General features: G+C 67.4%; 25 protein-coding genes and 1 tRNA gene. 13 read left to right on the forward strand and 13 right to left on the reverse strand.

The window, feature by feature from the left end; all coding sequences use genetic code 11:
• Positions 1 to 677: 677 nt before the first annotated feature.
• Both KF780_13055 and KF780_13060 read right to left on the reverse strand, forming a co-directional pair.
• Positions 678 to 896 (reverse strand): helix-turn-helix transcriptional regulator, encoded by a 219-nt coding sequence (locus KF780_13055; protein MBX3562727.1) that lies wholly within the window; start codon positions 894 to 896, stop codon positions 678 to 680.
• The gene (locus KF780_13060) at positions 889 to 1,317 is read right to left on the reverse strand and encodes a hypothetical protein (protein MBX3562728.1); all 429 of its coding nucleotides are present in this window, start codon (positions 1,315 to 1,317) and stop codon (positions 889 to 891) included. The genes KF780_13055 and KF780_13060 overlap by 8 nt, the downstream gene beginning before the upstream one ends.
• Before the next feature lie 140 nt (positions 1,318 to 1,457).
• On the opposite strand from KF780_13060, the gene KF780_13065 reads away from it, so the two are divergent.
• Positions 1,458 to 1,805 carry an ArsC family reductase gene (locus KF780_13065; protein MBX3562729.1) on the forward strand — a complete coding sequence of 116 codons (348 nt, stop codon included), beginning with the start codon at positions 1,458 to 1,460 and terminating at the stop codon, positions 1,803 to 1,805.
• A 13-nt stretch (positions 1,806 to 1,818) separates the two neighbouring features.
• The gene (locus KF780_13070; protein MBX3562730.1) at positions 1,819 to 2,892 is read left to right on the forward strand and encodes an alpha/beta fold hydrolase; all 1,074 of its coding nucleotides are present in this window, start codon (positions 1,819 to 1,821) and stop codon (positions 2,890 to 2,892) included.
• Here the strand turns inward: KF780_13070 and KF780_13075 are convergent.
• The 6 genes from KF780_13075 to KF780_13100 all read right to left on the reverse strand — a co-directional run bounded on the left by KF780_13075 (position 2,889) and on the right by KF780_13100 (position 10,517).
• On the reverse strand, positions 2,889 to 3,758 hold the full coding sequence (locus KF780_13075) for a hypothetical protein (protein MBX3562731.1): 870 nt from the start codon (positions 3,756 to 3,758) through the stop codon (positions 2,889 to 2,891). The two genes, KF780_13070 and KF780_13075, sit on opposite strands and share 4 nt — an antisense overlap.
• Positions 3,755 to 5,815, reverse strand: coding sequence for an enoyl-CoA hydratase/isomerase family protein (locus KF780_13080; protein ID MBX3562732.1), 2,061 nt, complete (start codon positions 5,813 to 5,815; stop codon positions 3,755 to 3,757). The genes KF780_13075 and KF780_13080 overlap by 4 nt, the downstream gene beginning before the upstream one ends.
• A 387-nt stretch (positions 5,816 to 6,202) precedes the next feature.
• The gene (locus tag KF780_13085; GenBank protein ID MBX3562733.1) at positions 6,203 to 6,958 is read right to left on the reverse strand and encodes an SDR family oxidoreductase; all 756 of its coding nucleotides are present in this window, start codon (positions 6,956 to 6,958) and stop codon (positions 6,203 to 6,205) included.
• 211 nt (positions 6,959 to 7,169) lie between these two features.
• Positions 7,170 to 7,946: an SDR family oxidoreductase gene (locus KF780_13090; GenBank protein ID MBX3562734.1), complete on the reverse strand. Its 777-nt coding sequence runs from the start codon at positions 7,944 to 7,946 to the stop codon at positions 7,170 to 7,172.
• A gap of 111 nt (positions 7,947 to 8,057) precedes the next feature.
• Complete coding sequence (locus KF780_13095; GenBank protein MBX3562735.1) at positions 8,058 to 9,140, reverse strand: Zn-dependent alcohol dehydrogenase; 1,083 nt, start codon at positions 9,138 to 9,140, stop codon at positions 8,058 to 8,060.
• A 135-nt stretch (positions 9,141 to 9,275) separates the two neighbouring features.
• Positions 9,276 to 10,517, reverse strand: a complete 1,242-nt coding sequence (locus tag KF780_13100; protein ID MBX3562736.1) for an acyl-CoA dehydrogenase family protein — start codon at positions 10,515 to 10,517, stop codon at positions 9,276 to 9,278.
• A gap of 203 nt (positions 10,518 to 10,720) precedes the next feature.
• Between KF780_13100 and KF780_13105 the strand changes: the two genes are divergently transcribed.
• From KF780_13105 to fghA, 9 genes are all read left to right on the forward strand, one after another.
• A complete protein-coding gene (locus tag KF780_13105) occupies positions 10,721 to 10,969 on the forward strand; it encodes a hypothetical protein (GenBank protein MBX3562737.1) in 249 nt (82 codons plus the stop codon).
• 102 nt (positions 10,970 to 11,071) lie between these two features.
• Positions 11,072 to 12,073: an N-acetyl-gamma-glutamyl-phosphate reductase gene (gene argC / locus KF780_13110; protein MBX3562738.1), complete on the forward strand. Its 1,002-nt coding sequence runs from the start codon at positions 11,072 to 11,074 to the stop codon at positions 12,071 to 12,073.
• 178 nt (positions 12,074 to 12,251) lie between these two features.
• A complete protein-coding gene (gene argJ, locus KF780_13115) occupies positions 12,252 to 13,415 on the forward strand; it encodes a bifunctional glutamate N-acetyltransferase/amino-acid acetyltransferase ArgJ (GenBank protein MBX3562739.1) in 1,164 nt (387 codons plus the stop codon).
• Positions 13,412 to 14,287 carry an acetylglutamate kinase gene (gene argB, locus KF780_13120; GenBank protein MBX3562740.1) on the forward strand — a complete coding sequence of 292 codons (876 nt, stop codon included), beginning with the start codon at positions 13,412 to 13,414 and terminating at the stop codon, positions 14,285 to 14,287. Before argJ ends, argB begins: the two co-directional genes overlap by 4 nt.
• On the forward strand, positions 14,284 to 15,150 hold the full coding sequence (argF, locus tag KF780_13125; GenBank protein ID MBX3562741.1) for an ornithine carbamoyltransferase: 867 nt from the start codon (positions 14,284 to 14,286) through the stop codon (positions 15,148 to 15,150). Before argB ends, argF begins: the two co-directional genes overlap by 4 nt.
• Positions 15,151 to 15,298: 148 nt before the next feature.
• Positions 15,299 to 15,781, forward strand: a complete 483-nt coding sequence (argR, locus tag KF780_13130) for an arginine repressor (protein MBX3562742.1) — start codon at positions 15,299 to 15,301, stop codon at positions 15,779 to 15,781.
• Positions 15,778 to 17,004 carry an argininosuccinate synthase gene (locus tag KF780_13135; GenBank protein ID MBX3562743.1) on the forward strand — a complete coding sequence of 409 codons (1,227 nt, stop codon included), beginning with the start codon at positions 15,778 to 15,780 and terminating at the stop codon, positions 17,002 to 17,004. The genes argR and KF780_13135 overlap by 4 nt, the downstream gene beginning before the upstream one ends.
• Complete coding sequence (locus KF780_13140; GenBank protein ID MBX3562744.1) at positions 17,001 to 17,687, forward strand: type 1 glutamine amidotransferase; 687 nt, start codon at positions 17,001 to 17,003, stop codon at positions 17,685 to 17,687. Before KF780_13135 ends, KF780_13140 begins: the two co-directional genes overlap by 4 nt.
• Before the next feature lie 178 nt (positions 17,688 to 17,865).
• Positions 17,866 to 18,717, forward strand: a complete 852-nt coding sequence (gene fghA / locus KF780_13145; GenBank protein ID MBX3562745.1) for an S-formylglutathione hydrolase — start codon at positions 17,866 to 17,868, stop codon at positions 18,715 to 18,717.
• Here fghA and KF780_13150 read toward each other — a convergent pair.
• The 3 genes from KF780_13150 to KF780_13160 all read right to left on the reverse strand — a co-directional run bounded on the left by KF780_13150 (position 18,668) and on the right by KF780_13160 (position 20,507).
• A complete protein-coding gene (locus KF780_13150; protein ID MBX3562746.1) occupies positions 18,668 to 19,771 on the reverse strand; it encodes a hypothetical protein in 1,104 nt (367 codons plus the stop codon). The two genes, fghA and KF780_13150, sit on opposite strands and share 50 nt — an antisense overlap.
• 91 nt (positions 19,772 to 19,862) lie before the next feature.
• A tRNA-Val gene (locus KF780_13155) sits at positions 19,863 to 19,937 on the reverse strand.
• 69 nt (positions 19,938 to 20,006) lie between these two features.
• Positions 20,007 to 20,507, reverse strand: a complete 501-nt coding sequence (locus KF780_13160; GenBank protein ID MBX3562747.1) for a response regulator — start codon at positions 20,505 to 20,507, stop codon at positions 20,007 to 20,009.
• On the opposite strand from KF780_13160, the gene KF780_13165 reads away from it, so the two are divergent.
• The gene (locus KF780_13165) at positions 20,506 to 21,363 is read left to right on the forward strand and encodes an N-formylglutamate amidohydrolase (protein MBX3562748.1); all 858 of its coding nucleotides are present in this window, start codon (positions 20,506 to 20,508) and stop codon (positions 21,361 to 21,363) included. The genes KF780_13160 and KF780_13165 overlap by 2 nt on opposite strands.
• Before the next feature lie 219 nt (positions 21,364 to 21,582).
• Here KF780_13165 and KF780_13170 read toward each other — a convergent pair whose 3' ends face one another.
• Both KF780_13170 and KF780_13175 read right to left on the reverse strand, forming a co-directional pair.
• Positions 21,583 to 22,368 (reverse strand): SapC family protein, encoded by a 786-nt coding sequence (locus tag KF780_13170; protein ID MBX3562749.1) that lies wholly within the window; start codon positions 22,366 to 22,368, stop codon positions 21,583 to 21,585.
• 84 nt (positions 22,369 to 22,452) lie between these two features.
• Positions 22,453 to 23,925, reverse strand: a complete 1,473-nt coding sequence (locus tag KF780_13175; protein ID MBX3562750.1) for an FAD-binding oxidoreductase — start codon at positions 23,923 to 23,925, stop codon at positions 22,453 to 22,455.
• Positions 23,926 to 24,017: 92 nt separating this feature from the next.
• Here KF780_13175 and KF780_13180 point away from each other — a divergent pair, with 92 nt between their 5' ends.
• Positions 24,018 to 24,461: a hypothetical protein gene (locus KF780_13180; protein ID MBX3562751.1), complete on the forward strand. Its 444-nt coding sequence runs from the start codon at positions 24,018 to 24,020 to the stop codon at positions 24,459 to 24,461.
• Positions 24,462 to 24,498: the final 37 nt, after the last annotated feature.

A 24,498-nucleotide genomic window follows, 5' to 3' on the forward strand; every position in this document is an offset into this window, starting at 1 on the left:
CGCAGCAAGCCGGATCCTGCGACGAAGCACGAGGCAGCGTCAGCAGGAGCATTACGGCCTGCCCACGATCGAACAGCTCCGCGACGACGGTGCATAGGTCCGGCGAGTCTTCTTCGTAAGCCCGGGCGCCAGCACCCCGATTGATAGGGTGCTGTCGTCTTCACGCGCCAGCCAGGACACGGGCCAGCGGGAAGCTTTCATTTGCCCCGTGAAGCCGATGCCGAGCCGCGCGAAGCCTTGATTGCGGAGGTTCCACTCGAGGCCTGGCAAGACGTCCTGACCCGGTCTGAGAATTCCGATCGCGATTCGCACCCTCGGCAATCGAGGCGCATTCAGTCTGCTTTTATGGCTGGGACTATACGGTGGAAGCCAGCGATCCCGCTTATTGAAACGTTCCGCCGGTTCTCCGCCGCCGAACAGGGAATGCCTGCTTCGACTGAAAGGCGGGGGTGGTAGCCTCTGACAATTCCGAGTTTACGATCATGCAGCTCCATGGCGAGACCGCGAATCGCGCGCTCGTCGAAGGGTTAATCTTCCAGTCGACCAACTCAGGGGAAGGCGGTTTCGACAATCGGCAGGCCCTTCAAGATGGTATGGACAAGCCAAGGCGATCATGGCTTTACCCTCGATAGTGCGAACGGTTGGCCCGTTCGAACCAATCCGATAGGCTCGATGACTTACGCCGCCGCCTCCCAGCCGAACACCTCCTCCAGCTTCACCCCGAACACGTCGGCGATGCGGAACGCCGTTTCCAGCGTCGGCGAATATTTGCCCTGTTCGATGGCGGCGACGGTCTGGCGCGTGACGCCGATCTGTTCGCCCAGCTCGGCCTGGGTCATCTCGCCGGCGTGGAAGCGCAGCGTCCGGATCTGGTTGGTGAGCCGTCGCCTAGCCATGCCAGCCCCGCCGGTAGCTCAGCACGATGACGCCGTCGCGCACCGTTTCCGCGATCACGATGGCGAGCAGCGCCGTGTTGACGATCTTCCACGCCGGCTCGGTGAACGGCATCACCACGCCGACCAGGATCATGCCGGTCAGCAGCACATAATAACCGATCGTCGAGCCGCGCCGTGCGATCGCCCGGTCGCGCTCGTCGGCCGGCGCGTTGGCCTCCCTGACCGCCGTCACGGCGATGAGGATGCTGCCGACAATGACCGCCAGCGCATGCACCACGGCGACCGGGCCGAACGTCCAGACGATATCCAGCATCCGCGCCTCGCCGAAGCCGACGCGCGGCCCCGCCCAGCCGAAATAGAAGCCGTAGGCGATCAGCATCGTCGCCAGCGTCAACCATGCTATCTTTTCCCGAAACGCCATATCCGCGCATCCTCATGTTCGATATGAATGACTCAATGTTAGAAATAAATAACATTGAGTCAAGAAAATTTTCCTTTCGAGCTTCGCGGAGCTGTGCAAGGAGGTGCCGCGGAGGGCGCAACCGGAGCACATTTCCTGACATGAGTACGATGTACGGCATCAAGAATTGCGACACGATCAAGAAGGCGCGCGCCTGGCTGGAGGCAAAGGGCGTCGCCTATGATTTTCATGACTACAAGACAGCCGGGATCGACGAGGGCCTCCTACGCAGCTGGGCGAAGGAGCTGGGCTGGGAGAAACTCCTGAACCGCACCGGCACGACCTTCCGCAAGCTTCCCGAAGCGGACCGCGAGGGGCTGGACGCGGACAAGGCGGTGGCGCTGATGCTGGCCCAGCCTTCGATGATCAAGCGGCCGGTGCTGGACATCGGCGACAAGCGGCTGCTCGGGTTCAAGCCGGAAGCCTATCAGGCCGCATTCGGCAAGTAAGGGAGGAAGACTGATGCGGTTGCTGGCGATCCTGGCTTTCCTCTTGCTCGGCGTAGCACCCGCCGCGGCGCAGTCCGACTGGGCGGCGCGACTCACCGAGGCCGATGCCACCTTCCGCGACTTCCGCTTCCGCTCCGGCGACACGCTGCCGGAGCTGCGGATGCATTATGCGACGCTCGGCACGCCCCGGCGCGATGCGACGGGCAATGTCACCAACGCCGTCATGGTGCTGCACGGCACCGGCGGCAGCGGACGGCAATTCCTCGCGCCGCAATTCGCGGACGAGCTGTACGGCCCCGGCCAGCCGTTGGACATCACGCGCTTCTACGTGATCCTGCCCGACAATATCGGCCATGGCGGCTCCTCCAAACCGAGCAACGGGCTGCGCGATGCCTTTCCGGATTACGATTATGACGACATGGTCGAGGCGCAGAGGCTTCTGCTGACACAGCTCGGCGTCCGGCAGCTCCGGCTCGTCATGGGCACGTCGATGGGCTGCATGCACATCTTCGTCTGGGCCGAGACCCATCCCGGTTTCGCCCGCGCGGCCATGCCGATGGCCTGCCTGCCGACGCAGATCGCCGGACATAACCGGATGTGGCGGCACATGGCCGTCCAGGCGATCCGCGCCGACCCCGCCTTCGCGGGCGGCGACTATGCGGAGCAGCCCGTGCTCGGCCTGCGCACCGCCGTGTCGATCCTCCAGATGGCGGGGATGAACCCGCTCCAGCTCCAGACAGCCTATCCCGACCGGGCGCGCGCCGAGGCCTATATCGACGAGCGGGTCGCGCGCGATCTGCCAAACCGCGATGCGAACGACCTCATCCACCAGCTCGAAGCCTCGCGAACCTACAACCCGCTCCCCCATCTGGATCGGGTGCGCGTGCCGATGACCTGGGTGAACAGCGCCGACGACTATATCAACCCGCCCGACTACGGCATCGCCGAGCCCGCCGCCGCGCGGATGCCCGCCACCCGCTACATCCTCATCCCGGCCAGCCCCGACACGCGCGGGCATGGCACGCATACGTGGGCAAGGTTCTGGCGGGACGAGCTGGTGGACCTGCTGGCGCGGACGGAGGATTAGGCGCCGACGACGCTCATATTGCCCAGCACCATCTCCACGAAGCCGCGGCCACCGTCCGGCGCGCGCTCCAGGAAGAGATAGGGCTCGATCAGCTCGATCTCCATCAGGCGGTAGCCGCCGGCGCGGTCGCTCACCATGTCGATCCGCGCATAAGCGATATCGGGGCCGGCCGCCGCGAGGGCGGCATCGGCCAGCCTTCGGGCGGCCGGCGCGGGATCGATCTCCGTGAAGCTTCCGCCGAATTGCGGCTGGACTCGGAACTCCCCCGTCTTCGGACGCTTGACGATGGCGTGGCTGTAGCGGCCGCCCAGATGGAACAGCGACAGCTCGCCCTCCTGTGCGATCGCCGGCATCATCGGCTGGACCAGCATCCGCCGTCCCGCGACGTCGCCGGGCAAGGCATCGCCCGGGCCGAGCAGATAGGTGCCGTCCGACCCGGCCGAGCTGACCGGCTTCACCACCAGCCTCTCGGTCACGAAGCGCGACCGCGCCTCGTCCAGCGCGGCGGCGTCGGCGGTTTCGGCGATCAGCGATGGGATGATCGCGACGCCCTTCGCCTCGAAATCGAGGAGATAGGCCTTGTCGCTGTTCCACCGCAGCACGTCCGGCGGGTTGATCAGCCGCACGCCGGCCGCCACCCATCGATCGAGCTGGGCGTACCAGTGATCGAGCCGGCGGTGATAGCCCCACGCCATCAGCGGAACGACGAGCGCGTGGCGCGCCAGATCGTCATCGCTGGACCAGGGCGCCAGCACGACCTCCACGCCCCGCGCGCCGAACAAAGCGGCCAGCGCCTCGGCCTGCGTGCGCCATTCCGCTTCGCCGAGCGGGTAGCTTGCCTCGGGGGTCAGCAGGCAGAGCGTCACCGCGTGAACTTCTCCCCCGCTTCGGCCTTCTTCACCAGCAGCTCGGAGAGCTTGAAGTCGGGCCCAAGCCGCGCCTGTTGGCCCCGGATGCCTTCGACGATCTTCGCGAGGCCCTCGCCGTCCGCCCAGTGCATCGGGCCGCCGCGATAGACGGGCCAGCCATAGCCGTAGACCCAGACGACATCGATGTCCGAGGCGCGCTGGGCGAAGCCGCCCTCCAGGATCAGCGCGCCTTCGTTGACCATCGTGTAGAGGGTGCGCTCGACGATCTCCTGATCGGAAATCTCGCGGGGCGTGACGCCCGCCTTCGCCCGGAAATCCTCGATGATCTTCGCCACCACGGGCGAGTTGGAGGGACGGCGCTTCTCGTCATAATCGTAGAAGCCAGCGCCCTTCTTCTGGCCCCAGCGATCGATCGCGCACAGGGCATCGCGGATATTCTCGATCCGGGTGGGATCGCGGTGCCAGCCGATGTCGACGCCGGCGAGATCGGACATCTGGAACGGCCCCATCGGCATGCCGAATTCGACATGGACGCGGTCCACCTGCTCCGGCGTCGCACCTTCGAGAAGGAGCTGCATCGCCTGCATCTGGCGCGGGATCAGCATCCGGTTGCCGATGAAGCCGTAACAGACGCCCGCCACGACGGCGACCTTCCGGATCTTCCTGGCGAGCTGCATCGCGGTGACCAGCACGTCCGGCGCGGTTTTGGCGCCGCGCACGACCTCCAGCAGCTTCATCACGTTGGCGGGCGAGAAGAAGTGGAGGCCCACCACGTCCTGCGGCCGCTTCGTCGTCGCCGCGATCTCGTCGATCGAGAGATAGGAGGTGTTGGAGGCGAGAATCGCGCCCGGCTTGCAGATGGCGTCGAGCTTCGTGAAGATCTCCTTCTTCACGTCCATCTGCTCGAACACCGCCTCGATGATCAGGTCGCAATCGGCGAGGTCTTCCATGTTCAGCGTCGGCGTGAGCAGGCCCATGGCATGGCCGACCTGCTCGGGGGTCATCCGGCCCTTGGCGGCGGTCGCCTGATAGTTTTTCAGCATGATGCCGGTGCCGCGATCCAGCGCCTCCTGCTGCATCTCGACGATCGTCACCGGAATGCCGGCGGAGAGGAAGTTCATCGAGATGCCGCCGCCCATCGTGCCGGCGCCGATCACGCCGACCTTGCGGATCTCGCGCGGGGCGGTGTCGTCGGGAACGCCCTCGATCTTCGCCGCCTTGCGCTCGGCGAAGAAGAAATATTGCTGCGCCTTGGCCTGTTTCCCGCTCATCAGCTCCAGGAACAGGCGGCGTTCGTCGAGCACGCCCTCGGCATAGGGCTTGAGCGCGGCCTCGACCGCCTGGATGTTCTTCTCCGGCGCCTCGAAGCCGCGGAACTTGCGGGCATTGGCCTGGCGGAACTCGTCGAAGATCGCGGGATTGGCGCGCGCCTCGGCGAGCTTGTCGTCGCGCTCGCTGGTCCGGGGCAGCGGACGGATATCCTTCACCTCCTCGGCGAAGGCGACGGCGTGCTGCTCCAGATCGCCCTCGACGATCCGATCGACGAGGCCGACGGCGACCGCGTCCCTGGCGCCGATCGGATTGCCCGACGTCGCCATTTCCAGCGCCTTGGGGACGCCCGCCACGCGCGGCAGCCGCTGTGTGCCGCCCGCGCCGGGGAGCAGGCCGAGCTTCACCTCCGGCACGCCGAACTTCGCCGAGGGGACGGCGACGCGATAATGGCAGGAGAGCGCGACCTCCAGCCCGCCGCCGAGCGCCGTGCCGTGAACCGCCGCGACGACCGGCTTGGTGCAATTCTCGATGATGTCGACGACCTGCGGCAGCGCCGGATATTCGAAGGATTTGGGCGTGCCGAATTCGGTGATGTCGGCGCCGGCGAAGAAGGTCTGGCCCTGGCCGATGATGACGACGGCCTTGATGGAATCATCCCCGTCCGCCTGCTCGATCGCCTTCACCAGCCCGTCGCGCACCGCATGGCCGAGCGCGTTGACGGGCGGATTGTTGGAGGTGACGATCAGGACGTCGCCGTGCTTCTTGGTGGAAATCGGGGTCATGCTTCCCTCTTCGTCATGCCGTGATTCCCCTGAGTCGATAGGCGCGACCTTACGTTTACGTCAATCGACCAACCGGGAAAAATCCGGCCGCGACCCGCTTCAAGCTCAGCTTGGGACGAGCGCCATGCCCCCGATTCGTCTTGCGGAAGTTGACTAACCTGACGCCATGTCGGGGAGCAACGCCCCCTCCCGAAAGGTCCGAAAGGCTCCGCTGAGCCACTCCGACCGGGAAGGAAAACCGACTCGGGCATGCCGCCAGCGTGACAGACCAAATCCTACATGTATCCAACAATTGACGAGGTCCGCTTCCAACCCGTTGCGGCCGCTTCTCCCCTCCCTGGATAGGAGGGGGATAATATCGCTGCTCCCGCCCAACGGATTCGGCCCTCAAAACGCCGTGCGGCCATATTCCTGCCGGTAGAAGGGGTGAGACGAGGAGAGGCCGCCGTCAACGACCAAAGCATGGCCGTTGACGTAGCTGGCTTCGTCCGAGGCGAGGAAGAGGGCGGCCCTAGCGATCTCGTCCGGCTCGCCGCCGCGCTTCATGGGGTTGAGGTGGCCGATCATGTCTTCGCGCCCTACCGCGCGGGCATTGTCGTAGAGCGGCTTCGTCATGCCGGTTTCGATGAGGCCCGGGCAGATCGCGTTGACGCGGATGTTCGCGCCGGCCGTCTGGGTGGCGGCGACCTCGACCAGGCTGATGACGCCGGCCTTGGACGCGGAATAAGCCGGGCCGCCCGCCCCGGCGCGCAGGCCGGCGACGCTGGCGGTGCAGATGATCGACCCGCCGCCGCGCGCCCTCATCACCGGAGCGGCATATTTGATCGCCAGAAACGGACCGATCAGGTTCACGCGCAGGATTTCCTGCCAATCGTCCGGCGATTGTTCGAAGATCGACGCGAGGCCGCCGGAGATGCCGGCATTGGCGAAGAAGATGTCGAGCCCGCCATGATCGGCGACGGCCTTGTCGACGAGGCCGCGCACGTCCTCCTCGCGGCCCGCATCGGCGGCGATCACCCCTTCGGACGCGGCGAGGTCGGCGGCGACGACGGCGGCGCCCTCGGCGCGGAACAAAGCGACGGTGGCCTTGCCGATGCCCGACGCGGCGCCGGTGACGATGGCGGTTTTTCGTGCAAGCCTCATGCGCTGTATCCTATGTCCGCTGCTGCAATTCGGTTCGCGCGAAGGCGCGAAGGCGCGAAGAGTCCGAGTTTCCAGCGCCCTTCCGGCGAAGCCGGATATCGACACCCGCTATCGCGGGATGGCGCGCGCAATCGAAACGCTACGGGCGCGGCATCTTCGCGCCTTCGCGCCTTCGCGCGAACCAAAAGCGGCATATGACGCGGCACCACGCTCACAGCCCGGCGCCGGTGGTGGCGCCGCCGTCGACGATGATCGACTGGCCGGTCATGAAGGTGGACGCATCCGAGGCGAGGAAAACGGCGGCGCCGGCGATCTCGCGCGGCTCGCCGATGCGGCGCATCGGGGTGTGGCGCGTCACCGCCTTCAGCGTGTCCGGATTTTCCCAGAGCGCGCGGGCGAAATCGGTCTTCACCAGGCCCGGCGCGATGCAGTTCACGCGCACGCCGGACGGGCCGAATTCCGCCGCCAGATTGCGGGCGAGCTGGAAATCCGCCGCCTTGGAGATGTTGTAGGCGCCGATCGTCGCCGAGCTGCTGAGGCCGCCGATCGAGCTGACGATGACGATCGATCCGGCCTTGCGCTCCAGCATTTCCGGCGCGACCATCGCGATCAGCCAGTGATTGGCGATCACATTGTTGTCGAGGATCTTGCGGAACTGTTCGTCCGTGATCCCCGCCATCGGCCCGTAATAGGGATTGGAGGCGGCGTTGCAGACGAGGATGTCGATCTTGCCCAGTTGGGCGCGGGTCTCGTCGACCAGGCGCTGCAATTCCTCCTTGGACGAGATGCTGGCGGGGACGACGATCGCGGTGCCGTCGCCATGCTTGGCGTTGATCGCGTCGGCGACTTCGGCGCAGGCCTGTGCCTTGCGGCTGGAGATCACCACTTTCGCCCCCTGCTCCGCCAGCGCCTCCGCGATCGCCCGGCCGATGCCGCGCGAGGATCCGGTGACGATGGCGACCTTGCCGGTGAGATCGAACAGGGACATGTCATTCCTTTCCTCATTTTCGTCATGCCGGACTTGATCCGGCATCCACCTTTTCTTCCCTGCCTTCGCAAAGGCAGGTGGACCCCGGATCAAGTCCGGGGTGACGGAAAACTAAAACACCACCACCGAGCGCGCCGCATCGCCGCGCTTCATCTTTTCGAACCCTTCGTTGACCTGTTCCAGCGGGATCGTCTCGGCGACGATCGAGTCCAGATCGAGCAATCCGCGCAGATAGAAATCGACGAGCCGGGGAATGTCCACCGGGAAGCGGTTCGCCCCCATGAAGGCGCCCTGCAGCTTCTTGCCCGAGAGCAGGTCCATCGCGCCGAGGCCGACCCGGTGATCGAGCGGCATCATGCCGAGGATCGTCGCCGTGCCGCCGCGCCGCAGCGCCTTCACCGCCAGCTCGCCCGAGGCCGGGCGGCCGACCGCCTCGATCGCGTGGTCGACGCCGCCTTTGGTGAGCTCGACGATCTGCTTGGCCGCATCCTCGGCCAGCGGATCGATGGTGTCGGTGGCGCCGAGCCTTTCGGCCAGCGCGCGTTTCTCCGGCACCGGATCGGCGGCGACGATGCGCCCTGCCCCGGCGATCTTCGCGGCGTTGATCGCGGCGAGGCCGACGCCGCCGCAGCCGATCACCGCGACGCTCTCGCCCGGCGTGACCTTGCAGGCGTTGAAGATCGTCCCCGCCCCGGTCGTCACCGCGCAGCCGATCACGGCGGCCTTGTCGAGCGGCATGTCCGGCGGGATGGCGACGCAGGCATGTTCGTGGACGAGCATCTCCTCCGCCAGCGCGGAGAGATTGAGCATCTGGGCGACGGGCGTGCCGTCCTCGGCGGTGATGCGGGGCGGAGCGCCCTTCGGCCGGCGGGTGTCGCCGCCGAGGCAGAGCGCCATGCGGCCGGTGACGCAAAACTCACAATGGCCGCAGAATGCGGAGAGGCAGGTGACGACCGCGTCGCCGGGCTTCAGATTGCGCACCTCGCTCCCCACCGCCTCGACGATGCCGGCGGCTTCGTGGCCGGGGATGCAGGGCATGGGGTGCGGATAGGTGCCGAGCATGAAGTGGAGGTCGGAATGGCACAGGCCGCAGGCGATGGTGCGGATGCGGACCTCGTGCGGGCCGGGGGAATCGAGCCGCGCCTCGCCGATGACGAGGGGCTGGCCGGGGGCGGTGAGGAAGGCGGCTTTCACAGCCCTTTTCCTCCCCTGCTTTTGCAGGGGAGGGGGACCATGCGGAACATGGTGGAGGGGCTTTTTTGGTGAACAAGGAAGCCCCTCCACCGCACTTCGTGCGGTCCCCCTCCCCTCGAAATCGAGGGGAGGAAATTAGGCCGGCGCATGCTTGGCATATTCGATCTTCGCGATGGCGCGGGCGTGGACTTCGTCGGGGCCGTCGGCGAGGCGCAGGGTGCGGATGCCGGCATAAGCGGCGGCGAGGCCGAAATCCTGGCTGACGCCGGCGCCGCCATGGGCCTGAATGGCATCGTCGATGATCCTGAGAGCCATGCGGGGTGCCTTCACCTTGATCATCGCGATCTCGGCGGCGGCGGCCTTGTTGCCGGCCTTGTCCATCATGTCGGCGGCCTTGAGGCAGAGCAGGCGCGAACATTCGATGTCGATCCGCGCCTCGGCGATGCGCTGCTCCCAGACGCTGTGCTCGGAGATGCGCTTGCCGAAGGCGACGCGGCTTTGCAGGCGGCGGGCCATCGCGGCCAGCGCTTCCTCGGCCGCGCCGATCGTGCGCATGCAATGGTGGATGCGGCCGGGGCCGAGGCGGCCCTGCGCGATCTCGAAGCCGCGGCCTTCGCCGAGCAGCATGGCGGCGGCGGGGATGCGGACGTCCTTGAGCTCGACCTCCATATGGCCGTGCGGGGCGTCGTCATAGCCGAAGACGGTGAGGGCGCGCTCGACCGTGACGCCGGGCGCGTCGAGCGGCATCAGCACCATCGATTGCTGCTGGTGCTTCGGGCCGTCCGGATCGGTCTTGCCCATCACGATGGCGACCTTGCAGCGCGGATCGCCGGCGCCGGACGACCACCATTTGCGGCCGTTGACGACATAATCGTCGCCGTCGCGCCTGATCTCGCACTGGATATTGGTCGCGTCCGACGAGGCCACGGCCGGCTCGGTCATCAGGAAGGCGGAGCGTATCTCGCCGTGCATCAGCGGCTTGAGCCACGCATCCTTCTGCTCGCGCGTGCCGTAGCGGTGCAGCACCTCCATGTTGCCGGTGTCGGGCGCGGAGCAGTTGAACACTTCCGAGGCCCAGGGGATGCGCCCCATCTCCTCGGCGCAGAGCGCATATTCGAGATTGGTGAGCTGCGTGCCTTCGAAGGGGAAGCTTTCGTCGACATGGCGGAGCGCATGGCCGGGCGGCATGAACAGATTCCACAGGCCCGCCGCCTTCGCTTGCGGCTTCAGCTCCTCGATCACCGGCAGGGGTTGCCAGCGGTCCCCGCTGTCGAGCTGGCTTTTGTAATCGCCGACGCGCGGGCGAATCCGGGTTTCCAGAAAGTCGCGAATCCGGTCGCGATACGAAGCTTCGCGTTCCGTAAGGGAAAAATCCATGCCGCCTTTCGCCTCCCGTCCGTGTTGACCATTCCTGTCAGAAATGGCGGTTTCTGGCCAGTGGCGGGCGGGATCGGCGCGGTTCGCGCGGTCTTGCGCACGGTCCGCCGCGCACCCCCGTATTATCCCCGTGGAAAGAAACCCTTTTTCGGGCTTTCCAGGAAGCGCGGCGCGATATCCGGCGTCGCCAGAGGGAGATAGCGATGTTTTCGAGGAAGCTGGCGGTCCTGGCCGCCTTTTCGCTGGCAACCGCCGGCACTGTGGCCCACGCCCAGTCGGCGGCGTCGCTGAGCCTGGCCCCCGCCGCCGTGGAGCGCGCCGGCGCCGACGTCGAAGGCGCGAACGAACTGGCCGGCACCACGGTCTGGATTCTGGGCGCCGTGGCGCTCGGCCTGGTCATCTGGGGCATTATCGAGCTCACCGACGACAACGACGAGCCCACCAGCCCCTGATCGGTGCCGACCGCAACCGGTCCGAAGCGCCCCGCAATGCCGGGGCGCTTTTCGTTTCAAAAATATATTGCATAAATATGCAATAATATGCATAGTACTACGATGATTCAGGTGGTCATCCTCGGCGCGTCCGGATTCGTGGGCGCGGAACTGCTGCGGCTTTGCGCCGGGCATCCGCGGCTGCGCGCGGCGCGCCTGTTCGGGGACAGCCAGGCGGGCGCGGCGCTGGCCGAGGCGCATCCGCATCTCGCCCTTGCCTATCCGGACGCGCTTGTCGAGCGTTTCGAGCCGGCGGCGCTGGACGGCGTTGATCTGGTCTTCGCCGCCCTCCCCCACGGCCATTCGCAGCGGATCGCGCCGGAGATCATCAGGCGCGGCATTCCGTTCGTCGATCTGGGCGCCGATTTCCGGCTGAACGACGCGGCGACCTATCAAAGCTGGTACAAGGAGCCGCATGAGGCGCCCGAGCTGCTCGGCGACTTCGTCTACGGCATCCCCGAACTGCACCGGGGCGCCATCGCCGCATCCAAGACTGTGGCGGCAGCCGGCTGCTACCCGACGACGACGATCCTGGCGCTGAAGCCGCTGCTCGGCCTGATCGACCCGGACACGATCAGCGTGAGCGCCGCCTCCGGCGTCAGCGGCGCGGGCAAGGCGCTGAAGGAAGAGACGCATTTCAACAGTGTCGACGAGAATTTCACCGCCTACGGCCTGCTCTCCCACCGGCACACCGCCGAGATGGAGATGGAGCTGGGCGGCAAGGTGCTGTTCACGCCGCATCTCGCGCCGATGAATCGCGGCATCCTCGCCACCTGCACGGCGATGGCCAAAGGCCCGTGCGATCCGCTGGCGGCGCTGACCGCGGCTTATGCGGGCGAACCGTTCGTCCATGTCTCGGCGCGCTCGCCTTCCGTCAAATGGACTTTGGGTTCGAACGCGGTCCACATCACCGCGCGCTATGACGAGCGGACCGGCCGCGTCCTCGCCATCGCCGCACTCGACAATCTGGTGAAGGGCGCGGCGGGCCAGATGGTCCAGTGCGCCAATCTGATGCTCGGCCTCGACGAGACGGCCGGGCTCGCGAGAGTGGGAGTCTGGCCGTGAGCCTCTCCCTTTCCGTCATTCCGGCGGAAGCCGGAATCCATCTTTCCTCTCTGCGATCTCCGCGTCTCTGCGCGAACTCCCTGTTGTTGCGCGCAGAGACGCAGAGACGCGGAGGAAAGGGAGAAAAAGGAAGGTGGATTCCAGCTTGCGCTGGAAGGACGGTTTTAAGGATTGTGAGATGAGCGTGACCGCCGCGCCGGGGTTCGTGGCCTTCGGGCTGCATGCCGGCATCAAGTTCGCCAAGCATGACATGGCGCTGATCGCCACCGACGACGGCCGGCCCGTCACCTGCGCCGCATTGTTCACCCAGAACAAATTCGTCGCGCCGCCGGTGGTGCTGGACCGCGAGCGGCTGGCGGCCAATGGCGGCTTGGCGGCGGCGATCGTCGTCAATTCGGGCAATGCCAATGCGGGAACGGGCAAGCCGGGTTATGCCGACGCCGATGCGATGACGCAGGCGACGGCGGCGGCGCTCGGCATCGACAAGGCGCATGTCCTCGTCTCCTCGACCGGGATCATCGGCGGACGGCTGCCGATGGACAGGATCCTCGCCGCGGTGCCGAAGCTGGCCGCAGGGCTGTCGGCGGACGGCGGCACCGAAGCGGCGAAGGGCATCCTCACCACCGACACCGTGGCCAAGGAAGCGGTGGTCAAGGGATCGACCTTCACCGTCGGCGGCATGGCCAAGGGCTGCGGCATGATCGCGCCGAACATGGCGACGATGCTGGCCTATCTCACCACCGACGCGGACGTAGCGCGGGACGACCTGCAGCGCATATTGAAGGACGCGGCGGACCGGACCTTCAACACGCTCAACGTGGATGGCGCGACCTCGACCAACGACACCGCCATCCTGCTCGCCAACGGCCGGGCCGGGGCGCCGGACATGGCCGAGTTCGCCGACGCCGTGCACAAGGTCTGCGAAGACCTCGCCTTGCAGATGGCCAAGGACGCCGAGGGCATGACCAAGATGGTTATGCTGAAGGTGACCGGCGCGGCCAGCGATGCCGAGGCGCGGGCGGCGGCGAAGAACATCGCCGAGAACAATCTGGTCAAATGCTCCTGGTACGGCTCCGACCCCTATTGGGGCCGGCTGCTCGCCGCCGCCGGATCGTGCGGCGTGGACTTCGACAGCGACGCCTCTTCGGTCGCCTATGGCGGCATCGCGGTGTCGCACGGCGGGATCGAGATCGACCATGACCGCGCCGCCGTCGCCGCGCACATGAAGAACGAGACTGTCGAGATCGAGGTGAATGTCGGCGCCGGCGGCAGCGGCGCCGCGCAGGTGATCGGCATCGATCTCGGCCCCGGCTACATCAAGGAAAATTCGGTCACGTCATGAGCGATAAAAGCCCCGCCCTTACCGCCGAAGTCCTCGTCGAGGCGCTTCCCTATATCCAGCGCTTCGCCGGCAAATCCGTCGTCGTGAAGCTGGGCGGCGCGGCGATCGACAAGGAACTCGACCGCGCGCTCGCGCAGGACGTGCTGCTGCTCCGCTCGGTCGGCGTGCGCTGCGTGCTCGTCCATGGCGGCGGGCCGCAGGTCGACGCGATGATGAAGAAGCTCGGCAAGGAGCCGGAGTTCAAGCATGGCCTGCGCGTCACCGACGAGGAGACGCTGGACATCGTGCGCACCGTATTGGTCGGCAAGGTCAATCGCGACCTGGTCGCGGCGATCAACCGCGAGGCCAATGGCACGCCGGTCGCGGTCGGCGTCGCGGGCGAGGATGGCGGGCTGCTCGTCACCACGCCGCGCGATGCGGCGCTCGGCTTCGTCGGCGACGTGGCGCATGTCCGCGCCGACCGGCTGCACGGCCAGCTCGACCAGGGCTATGTCCCGGTCGTCTCCACGATCGGCGCCGATCCGTCCGGCCAGCCCTACAACATCAATGCCGACGAGGCGGCGATGGCGATCGCGGTGGCGATGGGCGCGGAGAAGATCGTCTATCTGACCGCCGCGCCCGGCCTGCTCGCCGATCCGAAGGACGAGGCCAGCCTGATCCCCCGCCTCACCGCCGCCGAACTGCGCGAACGGATCAGCCATGAGAGTATTTCCAGGGGCATGATCCCGAAGCTGCGCGCCTGCGCCGACGCGGTGGAGGGCGGCGTGGGCTCCGCGCACATCATCGACGGCCGGGTGGCCCATGCGCTGCTCATCGAAATCCTGACCGACAAGGGCATCGGCACGATGATCAAGACGGAGGCCGACTGGTGACCCATTTGCTGAGCATCGCCGATCTGGACGCCGAGGCCTTTCACGAAATCCTGGCGCTGTCCGAGCGCACCGATCTCGGCGCCCCGCTTGCCGGGCAGGGCGTCGCGCTCGTTTTCCAGAAGCCGAGCGCGCGCACCCGCAACTCGATGGAGATGGCGGCGGCGCAGCTCGGCGCCCATCCGGTCTATATCCAGAAGGAGGAAGTCGGCCTCGGCACCCGCGAGACGCCGGAGGACGTGGCCCGGACGCTCGCCTGCTACCACGCCATCGTCGCGGCGCGGGTGATGGACCATCGCGATCTGGTCGCGATGTCATCCGTGATCTCAAAGCCGGTGCTTAACATGTTGTCGGATAAAGATCATCCGCTTCAGGCTCTGGCCGACATTTTAACCATAAAGCAATTGATCGGCAGCCTGGAAGGCGCCCGGATCGCCTATGTCGGCGATGCCGACAACAATGTCGCGCGCAGCCTGGCCCAGGCCTGCGTGCTGGTCGGGGCGGAGCTGACTTTGGCCAGCCCGGACGGCTATCGCCTGCAGGGCGCACCGGCGGGCGTGCACCAGGTGTCGGACCCGGCGCTCGCCGTCTCCGGCGCGCGGATCGTCTATACCGACGTCTGGGTCTCGATGGGCCAGGACGCCGAGGCGGCGCAGCGGCTGAAAGCCTTCGCGCCCTATCAGGTGAACGAGGCGCTGATGGCGAAGGCCGACGACGCCTGGTTCCTGCACTGCCTCCCCGCCCGGCGCGGCGAGGAGGTCACGCACGGCGTGATCGAAAGCGAGAAGAGCGCGGTTTGGAAGCAGGCCGAGAACCGCATGCACAGCGCCCGCGGCGCGCTGGCGTGGCTGGCGGGGATGCGGTGATGTGGAGGCGGCCTGCCCATTCCTCCCCGGAACGGGGAGGGGGACCGTTCGCCGCAGGCGAATGGTGGAGGGGCCGGGGGCTTCTCCGCCGCTCCGACCCCTCCACCAGCCTTCGGCTGGTCCCCCTCCCCGTTCCGGGGAGGAATATATGACCGACATGCGCTCCCGACGATTGCGCGCGCTGGCCGATCTGCTGCGCAAGGGCGAGATCGCCAGCCAGGAGGAAGCGACCGAACGGCTCGCCGCGCTGGGCTATGCGGTCACGCAGGCGACCGTCTCGCGCGATCTGGAGCAGCTGGGCGCGGTCAAGGTGAAACGCGGCGGCACGCTGGCCTACGCCCTGCCCGAGCAGATCGCGGCGAGCGACTGGAGCGCCGGACGGCTGGAGCGCATCCTGAAGGAGTGGGTGCTCTCGATCGAGGCGGCCGGTCCGCTCATCGTCATCCGCACGCCGCCCGGCTCCGCCCATCTCGTCGCCTCGGCGATCGACCAGAGCGACCTGCCGGAGATCGCCGGCACCGTCTCCGGCGACGACACTTTGTTCATCGCCGTCCGCGACGGCCACCCCATCCCCGCCCTCCTCACCCGCTTCCGGGAGCTGATGGGGCAGTCCAATGAGGTTTATGCATGACTGATAGCCCCAAGAAGGTCGTCCTCGCTTATTCGGGCGGCCTCGACACCTCGATCATCCTGAAATGGCTCACGAGCGAATATGGCGCGGAGGTCGTCACCTTCACCGCCGATCTCGGCCAGGGCGAGGAAGTGGAGCCGGCGCGGCGCAAGGCGGAGCTGCTCGGTATCAAGCCGGAGAATATCTTCATCGACGACCTGCGCGAGGAGTTCGTCCGCGACTACGTCTTCCCGATGTTCCGCGCGAACACCGTCTATGAGGGGCAGTATCTGCTCGGCACGTCGATCGCGCGGCCGCTGATCGCCAAGCGCCAGATCGAGATCGCCCGTCAGGTCGGCGCCGACGCGGTGTGCCATGGCGCGACCGGCAAAGGCAACGACCAGGTCCGCTTCGAGCTCGGCTATTACGCCCTGGAGCCGGACATCCGCGTCATCGCCCCCTGGCGCGAATGGGAGTTCGCCAGCCGCGAGCAGCTGATCGACTTCGCCGAGAAGCACCAGATCCCGATCGCCAAGGACAAGCGCGGCGAGGCGCCCTTCTCGGTCGACGCCAACCTGCTCCACTCCTCGTCCGAGGGGAAGGTGCTGGAAGACCCGGCCGTCGCGGCGCCGGAATATGTCCACCAGCGCACCATCTCGCCCGAGGACGCGCCGGACAGGCCGACCGTGATCGAGATCGATTTCGAGGCCGGCGATCCGGTCGCGATCGACGGCGAGACGCTGACGCCCGCCGCGCTGCTGACCAGGCTCAACCGGCTCGGCCACGACAACGGCATCGGCCGGCTCGACCTGGTCGAGAACCGTTTCGTCGGCATGAAATCGCGCGGGGTTTACGAGACGCCCGGCGGCACCATCCTGCTCGCCGCCCATCGCGGCATCGAGAGCATCACGCTGGACGGCGGCGCGATGCACCTGAAGGACAGCATCATGCCGCGCTATGCGGAGCTCATCTATAACGGCTTCTGGTTCGCGCCGGAGCGCGAGATGCTCCAGGCGCTGATCGACAGGAGCCAGGCGCATGTGTCGGGCAAGGTCCGGGTCAAGCTCTACAAGGGCAATGCGACGGTGATCGGCCGCGAAAGCCCGCTGTCGCTCTACGACCAGGATCTGGTGACGTTCGAGGAAGGCCAGTCCGGCTACGACCATCGCGATGCCGCGGGCTTCATCCGCCTCAACGCACTGCGCCTGCGCATCGCGGCGAAGCGGGCGCGGCGCGAGACGTGAAAGTCGGCATTCTCGAGACGGGCAAGCCGCCGGCCCACCTGATCGGCCAGTTCGGGCGCTATCCGGACATGTTCCGCGACCTGCTCGGCAACGGGTTCGATTATGCCGATTACGACGTCGAGGCGGGCGAGCTGCCGGCCGATCCGGCCGCGCACGACGCGTGGATCGTCACCGGATCGCCGGCGGGGGTCTATGAGGACCATGGCTGGATCGCGCCGCTCCTCTCCTTCCTGCGCCGGGCCGAAAGCGCGAAGCTGGTCGGTATCTGCTTCGGGCATCAGGCGATGGCCCATGCGCTGGGCGGCCATGTCGAGAAATCGGACAAGGGCTGGGGCATCGGCCTGCACAATTATCCGATCGTCGAGCGCAAAAGCTGGATGGACGGGGACGGCGCGGCGATGATCTCCGTCCCGGCCTCGCACCAGGACCAGGTGATGCTGCAGCCGCGCGGGACGGACGTGATCGCCTCCTCGGTGTTCACGCCCTATGCCGGGTTGGCCTGGCGCGACCGGCCGGCGCTCTCCTTCCAGTTCCACCCGGAGCTGTCGGCGGATTACACCAAGAAGCTGATCGACAGCCGCCGCCACCGTCTGCCCGACCCGGACGCCGCCATCGCCTCGCTCGACGCGCCCAACGACAATGCGCGCGTCGGCGGCTGGATCCGGCGGTTCCTGCAAGGCTGACGGGAACGCGAGCGCGGCGCGCTGGTTGTCGCTCCGTAACGTGCCGTTCGGGCGCGGAAGGAGAACGACATGAAAGGCATATTGCTGTGGTTGATCGGCATTCCGATCCCGATCATCATCCTGCTCTATCTGTTCGTATTCTGATGACGGCGCGGGCTCCCGCGTCCATGGGAGCCCGATGACCCTCGACACCCTTTCCGTGAACCGCAGCCATGGCGGCACCCAGCATGTGGTGCGCCATGCCAGCGCATCCACCGGCACCGACATGACCTTCTCCGTCTTCGTGCCGCCGCAGGCCGATGACGGCACGAAATGCCCGGTCGTCTGGTATCTTTCCGGCCTCACCTGCACCCACGCCAATGTGACCGACAAAGGCGAATATCGCCGCGTTTGCGCCGAACTCGGCCTGATCTTCGTCGCGCCGGACACATCCCCGCGCGGGGACGGCGTGCCGGACGATCCCGCAGGCGCCTACGATTTCGGGCTCGGCGCCGGCTTCTACGTCGATGCGACGCAGGCGCCGTTCGACCGGCATTACCGGATGTACTCCTACATCACCGAGGAGCTGCCGGCGGCGTTCGCCGGCGCATTTCCGGCGGACATAACGCGCCAGGGGATCACCGGCCATTCGATGGGCGGCCATGGCGCGCTGACGCTCGCGCTCAGGAACCCGGATCGCTACCGCGCCGTCTCCGCCTTCGCGCCGATCGTGGCGCCGGGGCAGGTGCCGTGGGGCGAGAAGGCGCTGGGCGGATATCTGGGCGATGATCGGGCCGCCTGGCGCCGCCACGATGCCGTGGCCCTGATCGAGGACGGGGCGCGCGTGCCCGAAATCCTGGTCGATCAGGGGGAGGCGGACCAGTTCCTGACGGAGCAACTCCGCCCGGAGCTGCTGGAGGCGGCCTGCGCCGAGGCCGGCATCGCCCTGACGCTGAACCGCCGCGCCGGCTACGACCACAGCTATTATTTTATCTCGACCTTCATGGCCGACCATCTGCGCTGGCACGCGGCGCGGCTGGGGGGGCCGTAGCGACGCCCGCCGGACATTCGCCGTCGCGCCGGCCGCTGACGCTGCCGACATCGAGAATGATCTTGGCGCGGCGGGAGAAAGTGAGCGCCTGCCAGCGCCCGCTATTGCCGATCGCGGTGCGGCTGCGCAGGAAGGTGAGGTGGAGGAGCTCGTACTGCTCCGGATCGATCCGGCCCCAATCGATCAGGCAGCTCCATTGCTCCACGTTCCAGGCATAGTCGCGCACGATCCCGTCCTGGTCGATCGTCTCGGCGATGGCCTGATACCAGGCGAAGATCGCGCGCAGCCGCGGCCAGCGTTCCGCCGGGGGCATCGCCGCGAGCCTGGCGCGCAGCCGGGCGATGTCCTCGTTCGGGGGAAGCCGCGTCTGCTGCACCACGGTGTCGATCGCCCAGCGTATCTTGCGCATGGTGATCGCTTCGGCGGGGAACAGCCGCAGCAGCTCGTCGCGGACGAACAGCAGCCGCCGGACATAGGCGTCCACCTGCACCTGCAACATGGCGTCGCTCTCGAAGATCGCGGTCAATTCGGTTGTCAGCACAGGATGGAGCCGTCCTTGCGCATCATGCGCCGCGAGGATTCGTGCCCGGCACGCTTCGCGTACCGGCACCGCGAGGCAATCCCGCGAGAACAGGAGGGAGCCGTAAACCGGAGCGAGCATGGCGAGCACCTCCCGGAAGCGCCGGCGCGAGCCGAAGCCGTCCCGCCACCGTTCCAGCACCGGTTGCAGGCTGCCGGTGCCGTAATTCCATTGCGCCATGCCGACCGAGATGAGCTGGCTGTCGAAATTGCCGACCGGCATCGCCCAGCAGCCCATCGTCTCCGGAATCGCGGTCTCCGCCATCCGCTCGAAGATCGCGCCCCGGTCCAGCCCGATGCCGGCAAGCCGCGCGGCGGCGGCGGGGTCGATCCGGATGAACCGCGCATCGCCGACCCGGCGGCACGTTTCCGCTCTTTCGGCGACCGTTTGACCCTGCACGGCAGGCGCGAGCACTAGGCTCGCGAACGACATGGCCATGAGGGTCGGGAACGGCGTGATCGCGGGACGAGCCATGCCAAATCCTAGCCCAGCCGCGCGCGCATGACATTCCCCAAATGTCGGATAGGAAAAACCCCGCCGCAGCAATGCCTTGGCGGGGTTTAGATGGTGGGCGTGGCAAGGATTGAACTTGCGACCCCTGCGATGTCAACACAGTGCTCTACCACTGAGCTACACGCCCACAAGGGTTCCGGCCGTGGCCAGGGGCCGCGATGTAGCGAGGGGCGCGGCGCCGCGCAACCCCGCTTGATCACAGCTTGCCGTGCTCGTCCTCGCTGAGGAACAAGCGCTCCACCTCGGCGACCAGGTCCTTGAGATGGAAGGGCTTGGAGAGCACCCGCGCGTCGGGGGTCTTGCGCCCGGCCTTCAGCGCCACGGCGGCGAAGCCGGTGATGAACATGACGCGGATGTCGGGCGCGATCGCGGCGGCCTTCTGCGCCAGCTCGATCCCGTCCATTTCCGGCATCACGATGTCGGTGAGCAGCAGATCGAAGCTTTCGCGCTCCAGCAGCGGCAGCGCCGCCGTGCCGCGATCGACCGCCGTCACCTTGTAGCCCACCCGTTCCAGCGCGCGGGCGAGATAGACGCGCATCGAATCGTCGTCCTCCGCGAGGAGGATGCTGAGGCCGAGATGGATTTTGCCGGGCTGTTCCACGCGCAGGCTTATGCGCGAATTCCCGCCCCGTTTCCAGCACCCGTGCACGGGGCGATTGCACCTGTCCCAGCCTGGCTCTACTTTCGTACCGCACATGACCGTCGCCGCCGACCCCCCCTTCCTGCGCATCGGGCCCGAACGGCCGGCATCGCCGGTCGTGATCTCGGTGCCGCATGCCGGCCGCGCCTATCGCGCGGACCTGTTGCTGGCGGCACGGGTCGAACGGTCCGCGCTGGAACTGCTCGAGGACCGCTATGCCGACCGGCTCGTCTGGCAGGCGACCGAAATCGGCGCGACCGCCTTCATCGCCCGCGCGCCGCGCGCCGAGATCGACCTCAACCGCGAGGAGCGCGAGATCGACGCGGCGCTGGTGACGCCGCCGCTGGCCTCGGCGAGCGTGATCCCTTCGCAGCGCGCACGGGGCGGCATCGGCCTGATCCCGTCGCGGATCGCCGGGCACGGCCCGATCTGGCGCGGCCGCATCCCCCGCGACGAGCTGACGCGCCGGATCGTGGAAATCCACCGCCCCTATCACGCCGCGCTCGACGCGGCGCTGCGGGCGGCGCGCGATCGCTTCGGAGGAGCCATCCTGCTGGACTGCCATTCGATGCCGCCGGGCGCGGGCGGAGGGGCAGCAATCGTGTTCGGCGATTGCCACGGCATCACGATCGCGCCGGACCTGCTCGACGCCGCGCTGGCGACGACGCGCGCCCGGGGTTTCGCCGCCGCGGTCAACGCGCCTTATGCCGGCGGCTATATCGTCACCCATCACGGCAGGCCGGAGCGCGCCATCCACGCGCTTCAGATCGAGATCGATCGCGCCGCCTATCTCGACGCCGCCGCACGCGAGCCCGGGCCCGGCTTCGCCGACATTTGCACCCTGGTCGCCGCCGTCGCGGAGGCATTGGGAACGCGGTTGCTCGGCGCGGCCGAGCCGCTCGCGGCCGAATGAGCCCGATAAAAAGACCGCCTCACGAAAATCGCGAGGCGGCCAGGTTCAGGGAGGGCACCTCGAAACGAGGTGCGTCGCGCCGCCGCAAAGGGGGGGAATACGACGACGCGATCTTTTAAGTGGGTGGGATTGGCCGGATTTCAATAGCTGGATGCAACGCAAATCGCCCGGCCCCATGCGAGGCCGGGCGACGAACGCATGTGCGATCCGACCGCCGGATCAGGCGCTGGCGGGCTCCGGCTGGGGCATCTGGGCGGGCACCTTGCCCAGCATCATCTGCCGCCCGAAAATGTCGCGGATCTGCGGCAGCGAGAAGAGATGGGCCATCAATAGCGGCAGGATGCCGTTCTGGTTGATCTTGCGCAGCTGGTCGCCGTTCATGTCGTGCAGCTTGTCCTCCGCGATCATCTGGAAGCCGCGGTAGACGAAGGGCTGATCATTGTCGCCGGCCTGGATCGACACTTCGCCGTCGATCAGCAGGTCCAGATTCTTGAGCTCGGCCATGAAGGCGTTGGTGCGCTGCGCCGACATCTCGAAATCCTCGCAGAATTTCAGGATGGCGTTGAGCTGCTCGGTCGGCTTGTCGCCGTCGAACAGCGCCTCGCCCTCGCCCCCCTCGCCGATCAGGTCGCTGGTCGGATCGAAGCACAGCGACAATTCCTCCGCGTCGGGCTGAAGCCGGGCGAGCAGATAGGGATAGCGGCGCACATAGGCCGGAACGTAGAACGGATTGAACGGCGCGCCTTCCTCATCGACGAACACGTTGACGCCTTCGTTGAGGCCGAGCAGCGCGAGCGGAACCGGATTGTCTCCGGCCGAAAAGACGATCGGATAATAACGCTGGGCGTGGACGAATTCGTCGATCGTCAACGGCACGGCATGGACATTGGCGAAGAAAGGCGCCTTCTCGTTCGGGCGGTTGCGATAGCCGCCATGGACGGTGCTCTGAAGCGGCAGAAGATCCTTGTAGAGGACCGGAAGTGTGGCCGGCGGCTGCGACGCCATGTGAAATCTCCATCGAAGCTGTGGGAGCGGCCAGCCGGGGCAAGCCGCGAATTCAAGCGCATCCGTCTATGAGCGGCGCGGCATTTAGGCAAGCCTGTCCTGAGCGAACCCGAAGGGCCCGTCCCGAGCTTCGCCATCCGGCACGAGCTTGCCGGGGTTCATGATCCCGGCCGGATCGATCGCCCGCTTGATCGCGCGCAAGGCGCCGAGCCGGGCCGCGCCGCCCAGCCGGGCGAATTCGGCGAGCTTCATCTGGCCGATGCCGTGCTCGGCCGAGATCGAGCCGCCGGCTGCGGTGACGAGATCGTGGACGAAGACGGTGATCGCCGTCCCGTCCTGCGCCAGCCAGCCCGGCCCGGCTCCGCCCGGCGCCATCACGTTGAAATGGATGTTGCCGTCGCCGAGATGGCCGAAGGCGTTGACCCGCGTGCCCGGAAAGCGCGCCTCCACGGCCGCCGCGCCCGCCTCGACGAAGCCGGCCATGTCGGCGACGGCGACCGAGATGTCGTGCTTGGCGGCCGGGCCGGCGGCCTTCTCTCCCTCGGCGATCGCCTCGCGCAGCCGCCACAAAGCCTCGGCCTGCGCCTCGCTCGCCGCTATCGTCGCGTCGGCGGCGATGCCCGTTTCGAACGCGGCCCGCAGCGCCTCGTAGAGCGCGGCGTCGGGCGGCGGCGCCGATACCGGCGCGGTCGCCTCGATCAGCGCATACCAGGGGTGAGACGCCGCCAGCGGATCGCGCGTGCCCGGCACATGGGCCAGCACCAGATCGAGCGAGCGGCGGGGCACCAGCTCGAAACTCTCCACCGCGTCGCCGGCCGCCGCCTCGACATGACGCAGCAGCCGCATCGCGGCCGTGGGGCTCGCCAGCCCGACCCAGGCCACCACCCGCGCGCCGATCGCCGGCTCCAGGCGCAGGCTGGCGGCGGTAACGATACCGAGCGTGCCCTCCGCGCCGATCAGAAGCTGGCCGAGATCGTAGCCGCGATTGTCCTTCTTGAGCGCGGTCAGCCCTTCGAACAGGCTGCCGTCCGGCAGCACCGCCTCGATCCCCAGGACGAGCCGGCGCATATTGCCGAAGCGCAGCACCTGCGTGCCGCCGGCATTGGTCGAGACGAGGCCGCCGATCGTCGCCGAACCCCTGGCGCCGAGCGAGAGCGGGAAGCGGCGCCCGGCGGCAAGCGCCGCGTCATGCAGATCGGCGAGGATCACGCCCGCTTCGCACACCGCCAGCCCCGCCTCGGCATCGAGCGCGCGGATGCGGTTCATGCGCCGCAGGGACACGATCACCGCCGCGCCCGATCCGTCCGGCGTCGCGCCGCCGACCATCGACGTGTTGCCGCCCTGCGGCACCAAAGCGACTCGTTCCGCGGCGCACAGCCGGACGATCTCCGCCGCCTCCTCGCGGCTGGCGGGCGAGAGCAAGGCCGCCGCCCTGCCGTGAAAACGCCCGCGCCAATCGGTCAGCCAGGGCGCCATCGCGCCGGGATCGGCGGTGAAGCCCTTCGGCCCGAGCAGCGCCCGGAGCCTGTCGATCAGCGAGGGTGACGGATCCGCCATGGCCCCGGGATAATCGCCCTGCCCGCACGGGGCAATTCATCGGTCGTTCAACTTGTTGTGGTGTATCCCGGCCCCTTCATGGAGGCAGACCGTTGATCCTGGCGGGGGCAGCCGCCCTGCTGATGCTCGTCTCCTGGGGCGGCGGCGGAGAGGCGCGCGTCAAGCGCGCCCAATCGGAGAGCTTCACGGTCGAGCAACGGATCATCGTGCGGATACCGCGCACCAGCACGCCGCGGGGCATCGCCACAAGGCCGGTCGCCTGGCGCGAAGGGCGCGGCCAGCGCTGCGTGGCGGCGCGGCGGATCGTCGGCGCCGGCCTGCTCGGCCCGAACAGCGTCGATCTCGTCCTCAGCGACGACACCCGCGTGCGCGCCATGCTCGGCCGGCGCTGTCCGGCGCTCGATTTCTACCGGGGCTTTTACGTGTCGGCGAGCGAGGACGGCCGCATCTGCGCCGATCGCGACACGATCCGTTCGCGCAGCGGCGCCGAATGCGAGATCGACCAGTTCCGCATCCTCCATCCCGTCGCGGAGTAGGACAGTTCAAAGCCCCTTTGCTTGACAAAAGCCCGCC

Source organism: Sphingomonas sp. (assembly GCA_019635535.1).
Lineage (GTDB): Bacteria > Pseudomonadota > Alphaproteobacteria > Sphingomonadales > Sphingomonadaceae > Allosphingosinicella.

What these genes read in the sequence shown, in the direction of transcription:
- KF780_13055 (MBX3562727.1), bottom strand. Translation starts at nt 896, where the DNA reads ATGGCTAGGCGACGGCTCACCAACCAGATCCGGACGCTGCGCTTCCAC.
- KF780_13060 (MBX3562728.1), bottom strand. Translation starts at nt 1,317, where the DNA reads ATGGCGTTTCGGGAAAAGATAGCATGGTTGACGCTGGCGACGATGCTG.
- KF780_13065 (MBX3562729.1), top strand. Translation starts at nt 1,458, where the DNA reads ATGAGTACGATGTACGGCATCAAGAATTGCGACACGATCAAGAAGGCG.
- KF780_13070 (MBX3562730.1), top strand. Translation starts at nt 1,819, where the DNA reads ATGCGGTTGCTGGCGATCCTGGCTTTCCTCTTGCTCGGCGTAGCACCC.
- KF780_13080 (MBX3562732.1), bottom strand. Translation starts at nt 5,815, where the DNA reads ATGACCCCGATTTCCACCAAGAAGCACGGCGACGTCCTGATCGTCACC.
- KF780_13085 (MBX3562733.1), bottom strand. Translation starts at nt 6,958, where the DNA reads ATGAGGCTTGCACGAAAAACCGCCATCGTCACCGGCGCCGCGTCGGGC.
- KF780_13090 (MBX3562734.1), bottom strand. Translation starts at nt 7,946, where the DNA reads ATGTCCCTGTTCGATCTCACCGGCAAGGTCGCCATCGTCACCGGATCC.
- KF780_13100 (MBX3562736.1), bottom strand. Translation starts at nt 10,517, where the DNA reads ATGGATTTTTCCCTTACGGAACGCGAAGCTTCGTATCGCGACCGGATT.
- KF780_13105 (MBX3562737.1), top strand. Translation starts at nt 10,721, where the DNA reads ATGTTTTCGAGGAAGCTGGCGGTCCTGGCCGCCTTTTCGCTGGCAACC.
- argC (MBX3562738.1), top strand. Translation starts at nt 11,072, where the DNA reads ATGATTCAGGTGGTCATCCTCGGCGCGTCCGGATTCGTGGGCGCGGAA.
- argJ (MBX3562739.1), top strand. Translation starts at nt 12,252, where the DNA reads ATGAGCGTGACCGCCGCGCCGGGGTTCGTGGCCTTCGGGCTGCATGCC.
- argB (MBX3562740.1), top strand. Translation starts at nt 13,412, where the DNA reads ATGAGCGATAAAAGCCCCGCCCTTACCGCCGAAGTCCTCGTCGAGGCG.
- argR (MBX3562742.1), top strand. Translation starts at nt 15,299, where the DNA reads ATGACCGACATGCGCTCCCGACGATTGCGCGCGCTGGCCGATCTGCTG.
- KF780_13135 (MBX3562743.1), top strand. Translation starts at nt 15,778, where the DNA reads ATGACTGATAGCCCCAAGAAGGTCGTCCTCGCTTATTCGGGCGGCCTC.
- fghA (MBX3562745.1), top strand. Translation starts at nt 17,866, where the DNA reads ATGACCCTCGACACCCTTTCCGTGAACCGCAGCCATGGCGGCACCCAG.
- KF780_13150 (MBX3562746.1), bottom strand. Translation starts at nt 19,771, where the DNA reads ATGGCTCGTCCCGCGATCACGCCGTTCCCGACCCTCATGGCCATGTCG.
- KF780_13165 (MBX3562748.1), top strand. Translation starts at nt 20,506, where the DNA reads ATGACCGTCGCCGCCGACCCCCCCTTCCTGCGCATCGGGCCCGAACGG.
- KF780_13160 (MBX3562747.1), bottom strand. Translation starts at nt 20,507, where the DNA reads ATGTGCGGTACGAAAGTAGAGCCAGGCTGGGACAGGTGCAATCGCCCC.
- KF780_13170 (MBX3562749.1), bottom strand. Translation starts at nt 22,368, where the DNA reads ATGGCGTCGCAGCCGCCGGCCACACTTCCGGTCCTCTACAAGGATCTT.
- KF780_13175 (MBX3562750.1), bottom strand. Translation starts at nt 23,925, where the DNA reads ATGGCGGATCCGTCACCCTCGCTGATCGACAGGCTCCGGGCGCTGCTC.